Annotated in this window: 13 protein-coding genes; 7 read left to right on the top strand and 6 right to left on the bottom strand. The window is 72.8% G+C overall.

Features of this window, described 5'->3' with window-relative positions; genetic code table 11:
• Positions 1 to 8: 8 nt before the first annotated feature.
• A complete protein-coding gene (locus D581_RS0101055; protein WP_018955367.1) occupies positions 9 to 2384 on the bottom strand; it encodes an excinuclease ABC subunit UvrA in 2376 nt (791 codons plus the stop codon).
• A 290-nt stretch (positions 2385 to 2674) separates the two neighbouring features.
• On the opposite strand from D581_RS0101055, the gene D581_RS0101060 reads away from it, so the two are divergent.
• Entirely contained in the window at positions 2675 to 3484 is an 810-nt protein-coding gene (locus D581_RS0101060) for an alpha/beta fold hydrolase (RefSeq protein WP_018955368.1), read from the top strand.
• 201 nt (positions 3485 to 3685) lie between these two features.
• Here D581_RS0101060 and D581_RS0101065 read toward each other — a convergent pair whose 3' ends face one another.
• Both D581_RS0101065 and ssgD read right to left on the bottom strand, forming a co-directional pair.
• Complete coding sequence (locus D581_RS0101065) at positions 3686 to 5317, bottom strand: ATP-binding cassette domain-containing protein (RefSeq protein ID WP_018955369.1); 1632 nt, start codon at positions 5315 to 5317, stop codon at positions 3686 to 3688.
• 210 nt (positions 5318 to 5527) lie between these two features.
• Entirely contained in the window at positions 5528 to 5944 is a 417-nt protein-coding gene (gene ssgD, locus D581_RS0101070) for a spore wall synthesis regulator SsgD (protein ID WP_026290062.1), read from the bottom strand.
• Between the two features lie 207 nt (positions 5945 to 6151).
• Here ssgD and D581_RS0101075 point away from each other — a divergent pair, with 207 nt between their 5' ends.
• Positions 6152 to 7288, top strand: coding sequence for an oxidoreductase (locus tag D581_RS0101075; protein WP_018955371.1), 1137 nt, complete (start codon positions 6152 to 6154; stop codon positions 7286 to 7288).
• 6 nt (positions 7289 to 7294) lie between these two features.
• Here D581_RS0101075 and D581_RS0101080 read toward each other — a convergent pair whose 3' ends face one another.
• Both D581_RS0101080 and D581_RS0101085 read right to left on the bottom strand, forming a co-directional pair.
• A complete protein-coding gene (locus D581_RS0101080) occupies positions 7295 to 8164 on the bottom strand; it encodes an alpha/beta fold hydrolase (protein ID WP_018955372.1) in 870 nt (289 codons plus the stop codon).
• Between the two features lie 72 nt (positions 8165 to 8236).
• Positions 8237 to 8533: a YciI family protein gene (locus tag D581_RS0101085; RefSeq protein ID WP_018955373.1), complete on the bottom strand. Its 297-nt coding sequence runs from the start codon at positions 8531 to 8533 to the stop codon at positions 8237 to 8239.
• A 107-nt stretch (positions 8534 to 8640) separates the two neighbouring features.
• Between D581_RS0101085 and D581_RS0101090 the strand changes: the two genes are divergently transcribed.
• The 3 genes from D581_RS0101090 (at position 8641) to mmpA (ending at position 10068) form a co-directional block, all read left to right on the top strand.
• Positions 8641 to 9333 (top strand): endonuclease V, encoded by a 693-nt coding sequence (locus tag D581_RS0101090; protein WP_018955374.1) that lies wholly within the window; start codon positions 8641 to 8643, stop codon positions 9331 to 9333.
• A 72-nt stretch (positions 9334 to 9405) separates the two neighbouring features.
• A complete protein-coding gene (locus tag D581_RS0101095; protein WP_018955375.1) occupies positions 9406 to 9843 on the top strand; it encodes a glutaredoxin domain-containing protein in 438 nt (145 codons plus the stop codon).
• Positions 9844 to 9924: 81 nt separating this feature from the next.
• On the top strand, positions 9925 to 10068 hold the full coding sequence (gene mmpA / locus D581_RS1000000141515) for a morphogenic membrane protein MmpA (protein ID WP_018955376.1): 144 nt from the start codon (positions 9925 to 9927) through the stop codon (positions 10066 to 10068).
• Positions 10069 to 10105: 37 nt separating this feature from the next.
• Here the strand turns inward: mmpA and D581_RS0101105 are convergent, their stop codons facing one another.
• On the bottom strand, positions 10106 to 11296 hold the full coding sequence (locus D581_RS0101105) for a saccharopine dehydrogenase NADP-binding domain-containing protein (protein ID WP_018955377.1): 1191 nt from the start codon (positions 11294 to 11296) through the stop codon (positions 10106 to 10108).
• Positions 11297 to 11501: 205 nt separating this feature from the next.
• Here D581_RS0101105 and D581_RS0101110 point away from each other — a divergent pair, with 205 nt between their 5' ends.
• Together D581_RS0101110 and D581_RS0101115 are read left to right on the top strand one after the other, a co-directional pair.
• Complete coding sequence (locus D581_RS0101110; RefSeq protein ID WP_018955378.1) at positions 11502 to 12641, top strand: CaiB/BaiF CoA transferase family protein; 1140 nt, start codon at positions 11502 to 11504, stop codon at positions 12639 to 12641.
• A gap of 8 nt (positions 12642 to 12649) precedes the next feature.
• On the top strand, positions 12650 to 13792 hold the full coding sequence (locus tag D581_RS0101115; protein WP_018955379.1) for an acyl-CoA dehydrogenase family protein: 1143 nt from the start codon (positions 12650 to 12652) through the stop codon (positions 13790 to 13792).
• Positions 13793 to 13814: the final 22 nt, after the last annotated feature.

Here is a 13814-nt window from a genome sequence, read left to right on the forward strand (position 1 = left end):
GCCCTGGCTCACCGTTGCGGAACGGGTTGCTCCACCCCTGGGTCCTGGGGCCGTTTCACCCCGGCGCCCGGGCGTGGTGCCACCCCCGGGTCCCGCCGCAGATAGTGGCCGGTGACGGACGTCGGATGAGCGAGCAGATCGGCGGGCGTTCCCTCGAAGACCAGCTCCCCGCCGCCCTTGCCGCCGTCCGGACCGAGGTCGATCACCCAGTCCGCCCGCTTGACGACATCCAGGTTGTGCTCCACGCAGATCACCGTGTTCCCCGCGTCGACCAGCCGGTCCAGCAGATCCACCAGCGGGCCCGTGTCCGCCAGGTGCAGCCCGGTCGTCGGCTCGTCCAGCACGTACACGCTGGAGGTGCGGTGCAGCTGGGTGGCGAGCTTGATCCGCTGACGCTCACCGCCCGAGAGGGAGGAGAGCGGCTGCCCCAGGGTGAGGTAGGTGAGGCCGACCGCGTCGAGGGTGCGCAGCTTCCGCAGCAGCACCGGATCCTCGAACAGCCCGGCCGCCCGCGCCGCCGTCATGTCCAGGACGTCCACGATCGACCGGCCGGCGACCCGGTGCTTCAGCACATCGTCGTGGAACCGGCGGCCCTCGCACTCCGGGCAGGTCGTGGTGACCGGATCCATGAACGCCAGATCGGTCGAGATCTCGCCCCGGCCCGAGCAGCCCGCGCAGGCCCCGGTGGAGTTGAAGCTGAACAGCCCCGCGTCCACGCCGTTCTCCCGGGCGAACACCTTGCGGATGGCGTCCAGCGCGCCGATGTACGAGGCGGGGGTGGAGCGCGACGAGGCCGTGATCGCGCTCTGGTCGATCACCACCGCCTCCGGGTACGCCGCCGTGAACACCCGCGACACCAGGGTCGACTTCCCGGATCCCGCCACCCCCGTCACCGCGGTCAGCACCCCGGTGGGGAACGACACGTCCAGGCCCTTGAGGTTGTGCAGGTCGGCCCCGTGCACCGGGAGCCGGCCGGTGGGGGAGCGGACGGTCTCCTTGAGCGGGGCGCGGCCGCGCAACGAACGGCCGGTGAGCGTGTCGGCTTCGCGCAGCCGCTCGAAGGTCCCCTCGAAGACGATGTGTCCGCCGTCCGCCCCGGCCCGCGGCCCCATGTCGACAATGTGGTCGGCGACGGCCATCACGTCCGGGTCGTGCTCGACGACCAGCACCGTGTTGCCCTTGTCGCGCAGCCGCACCAGCAGATCGCCCAGCCGCCCGACGTCGCGCGGATGCAGGCCGACGCTGGGCTCGTCGAAGACGAACGTCAGCCCGGTGAGCGAACTGCCCAGGTGCCGCACCATCTTGAGCCGCTGGCCCTCGCCCCCCGACAGGGTCGTGGTCTCCCGGTCCAGGCTCAGATACCCGAGCCCGATGCCGACCAGCCGCTCCAGCCGTTCCCGGGCCGCGGCGGCGATGGGCCCGCCGACCGGATCGACGATCCGCTCCAGGACGCCGACGAGTTCGGAGACCTCCATCCGCCCGTAGTCGGCGGGCGAGAGCCCGTCGACCCGGGTGGCGAGCGCCGCCGCGTTCAGCCGTGCCCCGCCGCAGGCCCCGCACACCCGCTCCACGGTGAACCGGGCGGCCGCCTCGCGCCGCTTCTCGGACAGCGAGGCGGTGTCGCGCTTGAGGTACAGGCGCTCGAAGCGCGTCACCACACCCTCGAACTTCATGTCGGCCGCGCCGGTCCTCATGTCGAGGCGGACGGTGAACCCCGAACCGTGCAGCAGGGTCCGCCGCTCCTCCTCGCCGAACTCGGACAGGGGCAGATCGTTGTCGAACCGCCCCGACCCCCCGTAAAGATTCCACTCCCAGCTGCCCACCGTCAGGCCGGGCAGCAGCAGCGCCCCCTCGTTCAGCGACTTCGACCAGTCGATCGCCCGGTCGAGATCCAGCTGGACCGTGCGCCCCACCCCGTCGCACTCCGGGCACATCCCACTGGGGTCGTTGAACGAGTACGCGGTCGCCCCGCCCGCGCTCGGGGTTCCGCAGCGGGAGAACAGCACCCGGATCACCGACCAGATGTCGGTCGCCGTGCCGACCGTGGAGCGGACGTTGCCGCCCAGCGGCTTCTGGTCGATCACGATGGCCACCGACAGGTCCTCGACGGACTCGACGTGCGGCCGCTCGTACTTCGGCAGCCGGTTACGGAGGAACGAGGTGAAGGTCTCGTTCAGCTGCCGCTGCGACTCCACGGCGATCGTGTCGAAGACGACCGACGACTTGCCCGAACCGGACACACCGGTGAAGACGGTGATGCGGCCCTTGGGGATGCGGAGGGAGACGTCGCGCAGGTTGTTCTCGCGCGCGCCGGTGATGACGATGTCGCGGTGCGCGGAGCCGGGGGTGTACGGCTCCGCGTCGCGCTCGGGGAAGCGATCCATGAGCGCGACGCTAGGCGGGATACCCGACAGCTTCTGTCTCCTTTTCCTGGACGATCCGAGGACGGATCCCGAGGACGGATCCCGAGGACGGATCCCGAGGACGGATCCCGAGGACGGATCCCGAGGACGGATCCCGGGGACGGCGATCCGTGGACGCGCTCGGACGGTGACCGTGCACCGCACCGCACCGCACTGCGCCGGACGCCGGACCGGACGCCGGACCGGACGCCGGACCGGGTGGCGACATTCGTTCAAGACCGAGGGGCGGCGGCGCGGTCATCCTTGCCCGCATGGGTATCCATGACAGCACGCACGTGCACGGAATACACGTCGTCCACGGCGGCCCGCAGGACGCGCCGCCGCTCGTACTCATCCACGGATCGGGTGCCTCGGGCAGCTCCTGGGGCCCGGTGGTGCCGGCACTGGCCGGCCGGCACCACGTCATCCGGGTCGATCTGCCGGGCCACGGCCAGTCCCCGCCCGCGGCGTCGTACGACGTGGCCGAGCAGGCGGCGGGCCTGGCCGCGACGCTCGACGAACTCGGGCCGCGTCCCGTGACCGTGGCCGGACACTCCAGCGGCGGGTACATCGCCACCGCCCTCGCCGAACAGCGCCCGGACCTGGTGGCATCCCTCGCGCTGATCAGCAGCGGCCCGAGCCTCGACGCGCTCCTCCCGCAGCCCGCTCTCCTTCGGGCGCTCACCGCCCCGCCGCTCGGCCCGCTCCTGTGGCGCGTCCGTTCCGACGCGATGCTCCGCCGGGGGGTGACCGCGGTCTGCAACCGCCCGGTGAGCGTCCCGGACGATCTGGTCGCCGACGTCCGGGGCATCAGTTACCGCACCCTCAGGACGGTGCTGCGCCACTACAGCGCGTACATCGCCGAGCGGAGCGTACCCAGGCGTCTCGGCACACTCGATGTCCCGGCTCTCGTGATCTTCGGCACCGCCGACCCCCGCTGGGACCCGGAATCGGCGCACCTGTACGAAGCGGCACCGAACACGCGAGTCGAGCGGCTGCCCGGTGTCGGGCACTTCCCGATGCTCGAAGCGCCCCTGGAGACGGGCGAGTTGCTGCTGGACTTCATGGCGACGGTCGGCTGACCCTCCAACCCGGCGCCGTGAGGCTCACCGAATCACCACCCGACCGGTCGTCGGTGGAAGGCGCGGTGCCCCGGCACGCGGGTCGGCTCGAGCCGTGAGCGGCGACCGTGCGAGAGGCGCGGCCGCGCGGGTTCGTTCCGGCCGCGGCCCCGCCTGCCGGGCTCTGGGCCGTGGCCGCGCCGTCATCGCCCACGCACCGCCTCAGCCGCCCTCGCGCACCGCCCGGGCCGTCGTGTCCGACAGCCCGCCGTCGAGCCGGAGCCAGCGGGTGATCCCGATCGACTCCAGGAACGGCACGTCGTGGCTCGCCACGATCAACGCCCCCTCGTAGGCCCCCAGCGCCTCGGTCAGCCGCCGTACGCTCGCCAGATCCAGGCTGTTCGTCGGCTCGTCGAGCAGCAGCAGCCGGGGCGGCGGATCGGCCAGGAGCAGCATCGCCAGCGTCGCCCGGAACCTCTCGCCGCCCGAAAGGGTCCCCGCCGGGCGGTCCGCCGCCGCCCCCTTGAACAGGAAACGGGCCAGCCGCGCCCGCACGGCGTTGTCCGTGCGGGCGGGAGCCGACCGTGCCACGTTCCGCACCACCGACGACGCGTCGTCCAGCACGTCCAGCCGCTGCGGCACGAACCCGGTCGCGACCAAGGGGGTCGCCTCGCCCGAGACGGGCGTCAGCTGCCCCGCGATCAACCGGAGCAGCGCGGTCTTGCCCGCCCCGTTGCGACCGGTCAGCGCGATCCGCTCGGGACCCCGCACCATCAACTCGCCCCGCAGCGGCGGGCCGTAGGGCGGCACCGGATCGCGCAGCAGCAGCACCTCGCTGCCCGGATGGACCCGGGTCCCCGGCAGCTCGACCCGGATCTCCTCGTCCTCCCGCACCGCCAGCTCCGCCTCGTCGAGACGCTCCCTGGCCGCGGCCAGCCGCTCCGTGTGCAGGATGCGGTGCTTGCCGGCCGACTCCTGCGCGAAGCGCTTGCGCTGCCCCATGACGACCTTGGGCTCGCGCTTGCTGTCCCACATCTTCTGCCCGTAGCGCTTGCGCCGGGCCAACTTCATGTGGGCGTCGGCCAGTTCACGCTTCTGACGCTGTACGTCCGACTCGGCGACGCGCACCATGCGCCGCGCCGCCTCCTGCTGGAGGGCGAGTGCCTCCTCGTACGCCGACAGGTTCCCGCCGTGCCAGGTGACCGAACCCTCGCGCAGGTCCGCGATCCGGTCCACCCGTTCCAGCAACTCCCGGTCGTGGCTGACGACGAGCAGCGCACCGGTCCAGGCGTCGACCGCGTCGTAGAGCCGCCGCCGGGCGTACACGTCCAGGTTGTTCGTCGGCTCGTCCAGCAACAGCACCCCGGGCCGCTCCAGCAGCAGCGCGGCAAGCCGCAGCAGGACGCACTCGCCGCCGGACATCTCCCCGATGGCGCGGTCGAGCCCGATGTGGCCGAGCCCGAGCCCGTCCAGGGTGGCGAGGGAGCGTTCCTCGATGTCCCAGTCGTCGCCGATCACCGCGAAGTGCTCGGGCCGGACGTCGCCCGACTCGACCGCGTCGAGCGCGGCGCGCCGGTCGGCGACGCCGAGCACCTCGTCGACCCGCAGCGCGGTGTCCAGGATCAGGTTCTGGGGAAGGTAGCCGAGTTCGCCACGGGTCCTGATCACGCCGGACCGCGGGGCGAGGTCACCGGCGATCAGACGCAGCAGAGTCGATTTGCCGCAGCCGTTGAGGCCGATGAGACCGGTGCGGCCCGGCCCCACGGCCAGATCGAGACCGGTGAAGACCTCGCTGCCGTCGGGCCAGGAGAAGGCGAGGGAGGTACAGCTGATGTGGGTGTCGGTGGTGGACATACGGATCTCCCGTTGTGCGTCGGGAACGACAGGGACGGCAGGCGGAAGCTGAGATCGCACACGGGCGCTCCGGGCCGCGGCAAGGCGCGGCGGGCGCTGCACGGTGTGCACAGGACCTCAGATCAGCAACGTCCCACTCCGATCGACGACAACAGGAACCGTCACGAAGGTAGGGCCGGGGGCGCGGGCCCGGCAACCGGATTTACGACGTCAGCGAGGACCGCCGAGCAGATCGGTCAGACCCCGGTCCAGGTCCAGATACCGGTGCTCGTCGCCCATCGGCACGAGCTCCTGCGCCCGCTGGAGGAAACGCCGCAGCTCCTCGGTGCGCACATGGACCATGGCGATGCCCTCGGGGGCGTGGAACTCCAGCACGGTCCGCTCGTACCCGAACGGCCGTACGCGTACGTCTCCCTGCCCGGCGGGGGAGTCCACCCCGGTGGTCAGCAGCTCGCGGGAGAACTCCCAGGACACCTCGGTGCCTTCCAGGGTCGCCGGGGCCGGGAACGCCATGCGTACCGCGAACGGGTACTGGCGGTCGTACTGAAGAGTGGCGGGCAGGGTCTCCATCCGCGGTGCGGACGCGACCATGCGGGCCTGCACGGACTGCTCGATAACGCTGGACAAACCTGCTCCCTCTCGCGCGGCCGGATGAACGGTTCCCGGCATTGGAGTAGACGACGGAACTCCTGGTTTCGTGCACCGGCGCGCGGCGTGAGCTGCGTCACCGGCTCCCGGCGGTCCCGCCCGGAATTGGCGCACCCCCGCTCTCCTGCCCGCTCGGCGGCGACGCACCCTGGACGGGCCGGAACCCGTCGGCTAGCTTCCAGCGCCATGAAGGCCATGGGGAACACGAGACGGCTGATGGCACTGGTGACCGGCGGCGCGGCCCTGGCCGCCGCACTGGTCGCACCGGGCGCACACGCGGCGTCGACGGAAGGCACGCCCGGGACGCCTCCCGGGACGGCCGCGTCCCGGGAGGCGAGCGCCCGCGGCCCTCTGCCCGGCTGGCAGCTCACCGAGACCGCCGCCGACGCCCGCTTCCGGGGGCTGGCCGCGGTCAGCCGCACCACCGCTTGGGTCGCCGGGTCGAAGGGCACGGTCCTGCGCACCGGCGACGGCGGCCGTACCTGGCGCGACGTGTCACCGCCGGGCGCCGCCGAGTTGGAGCTGCGGGACATCGAGGCGTTCGACGGCCGCCGGGCCGTCGCCCTGGCCATCGGCGAGGGCGAGGCCTCCCGGGTGCTGCGCACCGACGACGGCGGGGCCACCTGGACCGAGTCCTTCCGCAACACCGACCCCCGCGCCTTCTTCAACTGCCTGACGTTCTTCGACAGCCGGCACGGACTCGCGGCGGGCGACCCGGTGGACGGGAAGTTCCGGGTCCTGTCCACGGCGGACGGCGGCCGCTCCTGGCGGGTCCTGCCCGACGCCGGGATGCCCGCCGCCCAGCCGGGCGAGGCGGGCTTCGCGGCGAGCGGCCAGTGCCTGGTCAGCTCCGGCCCCAAGGACGTCTGGCTGACCACCGGGGGAGCGGCGACCGCCCGGGTCCTGCACTCCCGGGACCGGGGCCTGACCTGGACGGCGAGCGCGTCGACCATCCCGGCGGGCGACCCGGCCCGCGGAGTCTTCGCCGTCGCCTTCCGCGACCGGGGGCACGGCATCGCCGTCGGCGGGGACTACCGCCCCGACCAGGCCTCGCCGAAGGCCGCCGCCGTCACCGGGGACGGCGGCCGGAACTGGCGGGCGTCCGCCACCCCGCCGCCCGCCTACCGCTCCGGCGTCGCCTGGCTGCCCCACAGCCGCTCCGTCGCCCTGACCGTCGGCCCGACGGGCACCGACCTCACCCTGGACGGCGGACGCACCTGGCGGACGGTCGACCCCGGTTCGTACGACACCGTCGACTGCACGCCCGACCTGGGCTGCTGGGCGGCGGGCGAGAAGGGGCGAGTGGCCCGGCTGGGGTTCTGAACGGTCCTACGAGGCGCCGTCGAGCACCTCCCGCAGCCGCTGCCCGAACTCGTCCGGCTTCCCCGGATAGCCGAACTCCCCGTCGAGGAAGCCGCCGTGATGGCTCGGGAAGACGGACACCCGCTGCCCGAGCAGTTCGGCCGTCGCGGCGGACGTCCGCCCCGTCTGGACGCTCCGCGACTCCTCGCCCACGGCGATCACCACGCGGGTGGCGGCCGCGGCGAGGGCGTCGACGTCCGGCCGGTAGCCGCTGATCGCCCACGACCGGTCGGACAGCAGCGGGTCGTCGCGTGAGCCGTCGTCCTCGGCGGGCATGCCGAACGCGGCGGGATCGGGCGCGGGCTGTGCGAAGTACGCGTCGGTGAACTCGCCCTCCCACGAGGTCATCGCAACGAACGCGGCCATCCCGGCCCCCCACCCGCGCTTCTCGTACGCGTCCCGGACCCCGGCCCGCGCCCGGACGGCCGCCGGACCGTCCGGGGTGAGCGTGATGAGCGGCGGCTCGTGTGCGACGAGGGTGGTCACGTCACCGGGGTGACGCGCCACGAGGGCGAGAGCGGTGACCGCCCCGCCGCTGCTGGCGAACATCTCGACCGGCCCGGCCCCGAGCGCCTCGATGAGGGCGTGCACGTCGTCCGCCTGGGTCTCGGGCGTGTGGTCGGTCCGCCCGTCCTTGCGGGTGCTGCGGCCGAGCCCCCGGGGGTCGTAGGTCACCACGGTCCGCCCCGGGAAGCGTGCCGCGAGCGCGACGAATCCGGTGGCGTCCATGGGCTGCCCGATCATGAACAACGGCGGGCGGCCGTCAGCGGTCGGCAGCGGCCCGCGAACGTCGTGGACGAGGTCGGCGCCGGCTGTTTCGAGTGTGTACGTTTCCATACCCGTGCAGACCGGCCCCGTCCCGGAAACTCATCGGCCGCGTCCGGACCGGGAGTGGGCGGGGCCCGCGAACTACGCCAACGGCTGCTGGTACAGAGCGAGTCCGGGCGCCGTCTTGGTGGCGATGAACTCGGTGATCCGGTAGGCGCACACACCGTGCTCGGCGAACGGGTCGCCCGCCGCGATCTCCTCGATCTCCGCCCGGTCCTCGCCGACGGCCAGGATCACTCCGCCGTCCCGGGGGTTCTTGCGCCCCGAGGCGATGAAGACGCCCGCCGCGTAACTCTCGTCGAGCCAGGCGATGTGCTCCCGCATCAGGGCGTCGACGCGTTCGACCGGAGCCGTGTAGGTCAATTCGAGTACGAACATGATCGTCAGGCTACGGGATTCCGGCCGCCCGTCCCGGGGTTCCGCGACGGGCGGCCGGCGGACACCGCGTAACGGACCGGGGCCCGTCACCGCATAAGCTTCCGGACATGACGACCTCCCCCACCCCCGCCCACGAGACCCCTGCCGACGAAGCCGAGGGCCGGGAGATCCAGGACCGGCTGCGCGGCCGGGTGATCCTGGACGAGACGGGGCCCGAGCCCGGAACCGGGCTGGTCACCGGGGTGGACGTGGCCTACGACGACGTGAAGGACGTCGTCGTCGCGGCGGCCGTGGTGCTGGACGCCGTGACCCTGGAGACGATCGACGAGGCCACCGCCGTCGGCCGGATCACCTTCCCGTACGTCCCCGGACTGCTGGCCTTCCGGGAGATCCCGACGGCGCTGGAGGCCCTGGAGGGGCTGAGCGTCGACCCGGGCCTCGTCATCTGCGACGGCTATGGTCTGGCGCACCCGCGCCGCTTCGGACTCGCCAGCCACCTGGGCGTGCTGACCGGGCTGCCGGTGATCGGCGTCGGCAAGAACCCGTTCACGTTCACGTACGAGGCCCCCGGCCCCCGGCGCGGTGACTTCTCGCCGCTGCTGGACGGCGAGGAGGTGGTCGGCAGGGCGCTGCGCACCCAGGAGAACACCAACCCGGTGTTCGTCTCGGTGGGTCACCGCGTCAGCCTCGACAACGCCTGCGCCCACACGCTCCGCCTCGCCGGCCGGTTCCGCCAGCCGGAGAGCACCCGCCGGGCGGACGCCCTGTGCCGGCAGACCCTGCGGGAAGCGACCGCCTGACGCGGGCCCCGCGGCCCCGGGCGGGCGGCCCGCCTCGATGGGCGGGGCCGCGCGGAGATAGCGTGCGTCGTCATGATGCGTGTGTGGTTGTCGCCGATCCTGTTGGTGCTCAGCGGTGCCGCCGTCGCGACGGGGCCCGCCCGCAGCGGCGACCCCGTCCTGGCGGCCGCACTTCTCGTGCTGTTCCTGCTGTTCGCCGGGGTGACCTCGCCCCTGGTCTTCCCGAGGCCGGTCCCCGCCGCCGAGGCCCGGCGGCGCAGCGCCGTCGACGGCCGCCCGGTCGTCTACTGGCGTCCGGGCTGCACGTACTGTCTGCGGCTCCGCCTCCGGCTGGGTCGCGACGCCTCCCGGCTGCACTGGGTCGACATCTGGCGCGATCCGGCGGGAGCGGCCGAGGTGCGGGCGGCCAACGGCGGCGACGAGACCGTGCCGACCGTCCTCGTGGCGGAGCGGCCGCACACCAATCCCGACCCGTCGTGGGTACGCGAACAGCTGCCGCCCGCCGCGTGACGGTCCCGGGCGTGGAACAGTCCTGCAACTGAGTACCCGTACGGATGGCGTAGATCAGCACAGCTGGGCAGGCTAGAACGCATGAACGCCTCTCGCGCAGCAGTCCGCACCGCGCCCTTCGACCCCGTTCAGCGCCGTACGGCCCTCGGCATGCTCCTCGGGAGCGCCGCGGGCCTCGTCTGGCTGGGCGCGATGCTCTACACGCTGGCCGACTGGATCTTCTAGACGCCCCCGGTCGCCCCGGTCGCCCCCCGGGCGTCGGCTACCGCACCGCCGCCACCCGGAACCGCAGTCCCGCCGCGGTCAGCCTCTCCAGGAGCGCGTCGCCCATGGCCACCGCCGTGGTCACCTGCCCGGAGGTCTCCGGCAGCTCGTCCAGGGCCAGGCACACCGCCGACTCGGCGAGGATCTTCGCCGTCTCGCCGTAACCCGGGTCGCCGCCCGACACCTCGGTGAAGACGCGCCGCCCGCCGCCCTCGCCGACGAAGCGGACGCTGAACCAGCTCCGCTCGCGGCGTTCCTCGTCCGGCCCCTGCCCCGGCTCGTAACGCCCCATCAGCCACTCCCGGGCGCCCTCCACCTGCGCGGCGGCCACCAGCGCGCCGATCGCCAGCGGGGCGCCGAGTGCCATCGGCAGGGTCTTGACCGAGGCGAAGTGCCGGTAGCGGAAGTCGGGGCCGTACCGCTCCAGGGACCGTGCCGAGCGGCCCACGATCGTCGGGTCCACCGTCGGCAGCGGAAGTGCCCAGGTGCCGACGGCTCCGCTGAAGTGCGGGGAGCCCGCCGGAGTGCGGACGCGCCGGCCCACCAGGCGCGGTTCGTGCAGCCGGCGCTCCCGGGCGGCGGCCAGCAGCTGCGGGCCCCGGCCCATCGCGGTCAGCGCCGAGGCGAACGTCCCGCCGGAGAACACCGCGTCGGTACGGACGAAGCCGTCGACGGCCAGGGGGACGTCCTCGGGCAGCTGCTTGACGGTGAAGTACGCCCCCAGGTCGTGGGGGACGGAGTCGAAGCCGCAGGCGTGCACGATGCGCGCCCCCGTCTCACGGGCCCGTGCGTCGTGCTCCAGGTAGGTCCGGTCGATGAACTCCGCCTCGCCCGTGAGGTCCGCGTAGTCCGTTCCGGCCTCCGCGCACGCGGCGACGAGCTTCTCGCCGTAACGGATGTACGGCCCCACCGTCGTGGCCACCACCCGGGTGGAGGCGGCCAGCTCGGCCAGGGCTTCCGCGTCGTCCGCGTCGGTCTCCAGCAGCGGCAGGTCCGCGCAGCCGGGGGCGATCGCGGTGAGCCGCTCACGCAGCCCCTCCAGCTTGGCCCGGCTGCGACCGGCCAGCGCCCAGCGCAGGCCGGCGGGGGCGTGGGCCGCCAGGTACTCGGCCGTGAGCGTCCCCACGAAGCCGGTGGCACCGAAGAGGACGACGTCCAAGGGACGTGTCGCGTCGTTCTGCCTGTTCACGAGTACCTCCGCTGCGAGCCGGGTGCCGACGTGGCAGGCAGAGGCTAGCGGAGAGCGATGTGGCGCCGCCCGGCCGGGCCGGATGCGAGAGGATCGAGGGAAAGAACTAAGCGCTTGCTCGGCCCGAGGGGTTGTGCGGAGCGGGGCGCGTTCTTAGCATCACTGATGTTACATCGGTTGTGTCACACCTCTTGGGGGGTCACAGATGGCGAAAGGTCCAAGGCCCGGGCACGGTCCGCTGACCGGTGTCCGCGTCGTCGAGCTGGCGGGCATCGGACCCGGACCGTTCGCCGCGATGCTGCTGGCGGACCTCGGGGCCGACGTCGTACGCGTGGACCGTCCCGGCGGCGCCGGGCTCGGCATCGATCCCGCCTCCGACCTCACCAACCGCAACAAGCGCTCCGTCCTCCTGGACCTCAAGAGCGACGAGGGGCCGGCCCGCGTCCTGGACCTCGTCGAACGCGCCGACATCCTGGTCGAGGGCTACCGCCCCGGCGTCGCCGAACGCCTCGGCGTCGGACCCGGGGCCTGCCTCGCCCGCAACCCGAAACTCGTCTACGGCCGGATGACCGGCTGGGGCCAGGACGGGCCGCTCGCCGAGCGCGCCGGACACGACATCGCCTACCTGGCCCTCACCGGCACCCTGTCCATGATCGGCAAGCCGGACGAGCCGCCCGTGGTCCCCGCCAACCTGCTCGGCGACTACGCGGGCGGCTCGCTCTACCTCGTCATCGGCGTCCTCGCCGCCCTCCAGCACGCCCGCGCCCACGGCGAGGGGCAGGTCGTCGACGCCGCCATCGTGGACGGCGCCGCCCATCTCGCCACGATGATCCACGGCATGCTGGCCGCCGGGAGCTGGCAGGACCGGCGCGGCACGAACCTCCTCGACGGCGGCTGCCCCTTCTACGGCACCTACGCCACGTCCGACGGCGGCCACATGGCGGTCGGCCCGCTGGAGGAGAAGTTCTACACGGAGTTCGCAGGCCTCCTCGGCATCGCGGACGCCTTCCCCGACCGCTGGGACCTCGCCCGCTGGGACGAGCTGCGCGCCGCCGTCACCGAGCGCTTCTCGACCCGTACGCGCGCCGAGTGGACCGAGGTGTTCGACGGCACCGACGCCTGTGTGGCCCCCGTGCTCTCGCTCACCGAGGCGCCGCACCACCCGCACCTCGCCGCCCGCTCCACCTTCGTCGAGCACAGCGGCCTCACCCAGCCCGCCCCCGCCCCGCGCTTCTCGGCCACCCCCGTCTCCGTACGCGGCGGGCCCGCCCTGCCCGGCGCCGACACGGCCGCCGTCGCCGCCGACTGGGGCGTACCGGGGCTCCGGCCCGACCCTCACGACTAGGAGACCCTGTGCAACGCCAGATCTTCACCGAGGAGCACGAAGCCTTCCGCGAGACCGTCCGGGCCTTCCTCGCCAAGGAGGTCCTCCCGTACTACGAGCAGTGGGAGCAGGACGGCATCGTCTCCCGCGACGCCTGGCTCGCCGCCGGGCGCGCGGGACTGCTGGGCCTCGCCGTCCCCGAGGAGTACGGAGGCGGCGGCAGCGACGACTTCCGCTACAGCGCCGTCCTCGCCGAGGAGTTCACCCGGGCCGGGGCCCCCGGGCTCGCGATCGGCCTGCACAACGACATCATCGGCCCCTACCTCACCGGCCTGGCCACCGACGAGCAGAAGCGGCGCTGGCTCCCCGGATTCTGCTCCGGCGAGACCATCACCGCGATCGCGATGACCGAGCCCGGCGCGGGCTCCGACCTCCAGGCCATCCGCACCACCGCCGAGGACAAGGGCGACCACTGGCTGCTCAACGGCTCCAAGACCTTCATCTCCAACGGCATCCTCGCCGACCTGGTCGTCGTCGTCGCGAAGACCACCCCTGACGGCGGGGCCAAGGGCCTCTCGCTGATCGTCGTCGAACGCGGCGCGGAGGGCTTCGAGCGTGGCCGCAACCTCGACAAGATCGGCCAGAAGTCCCAGGACACCGCCGAACTGTTCTTCGACGACGTCCGCGTCCCCAAGGAGAACCTCCTCGGGACACGCGACGGCGCGTTCATCCACCTGATGACCAACCTGGCCCAGGAACGCATGGGCATAGCGGTGGCCGGGATCGCCGCCGCCGAACACCTGCTGGAGATCACCACCCGGTACGTGAAGGAGCGCGAGGCCTTCGGACGCCCGCTCTCCAAGCTCCAGCACATCCGCTTCGAGATCGCCGAGATGGCCACCGAGTGCGCCGTCACCCGGACCTTCCTCGACCGGTGCATCGTCGACCACTCCGACGGCGTCCTGGACGCCGTCCACGCCTCCATGGCCAAGTGGTGGGCCACCGAACTGCAGAAGCGCGTCGCCGACCGCTGCCTCCAACTCCACGGAGGCTACGGCTACATGAGTGAGTACAAGGTCGCCAAGGCGTTCACCGACGGCCGCGTCCAGACCATCTACGGCGGCACGACCGAGATCATGAAGGAGATCATCGGCCGCTCGCTGCTCGCCTGAGCCGCCCCGCACCGGGCGGCCC

This window comes from Streptomyces sp. CNB091, from assembly GCF_000377965.1.

Bases quoted from the DNA above. Each gene is read 5' to 3' on its own strand.
- D581_RS0101055 (WP_018955367.1), bottom strand. From the start codon at position 2,384: ATGGATCGCTTCCCCGAGCGCGACGCGGAGCCGTACACCCCCGGCTCC.
- D581_RS0101060 (WP_018955368.1), top strand. From the start codon at position 2,675: ATGGGTATCCATGACAGCACGCACGTGCACGGAATACACGTCGTCCAC.
- D581_RS0101065 (WP_018955369.1), bottom strand. From the start codon at position 5,317: ATGTCCACCACCGACACCCACATCAGCTGTACCTCCCTCGCCTTCTCC.
- D581_RS0101075 (WP_018955371.1), top strand. From the start codon at position 6,152: ATGAAGGCCATGGGGAACACGAGACGGCTGATGGCACTGGTGACCGGC.
- D581_RS0101080 (WP_018955372.1), bottom strand. From the start codon at position 8,164: ATGGAAACGTACACACTCGAAACAGCCGGCGCCGACCTCGTCCACGAC.
- D581_RS0101085 (WP_018955373.1), bottom strand. From the start codon at position 8,533: ATGTTCGTACTCGAATTGACCTACACGGCTCCGGTCGAACGCGTCGAC.
- D581_RS0101090 (WP_018955374.1), top strand. From the start codon at position 8,641: ATGACGACCTCCCCCACCCCCGCCCACGAGACCCCTGCCGACGAAGCC.
- D581_RS0101095 (WP_018955375.1), top strand. From the start codon at position 9,406: ATGATGCGTGTGTGGTTGTCGCCGATCCTGTTGGTGCTCAGCGGTGCC.
- mmpA (WP_018955376.1), top strand. From the start codon at position 9,925: ATGAACGCCTCTCGCGCAGCAGTCCGCACCGCGCCCTTCGACCCCGTT.
- D581_RS0101110 (WP_018955378.1), top strand. From the start codon at position 11,502: ATGGCGAAAGGTCCAAGGCCCGGGCACGGTCCGCTGACCGGTGTCCGC.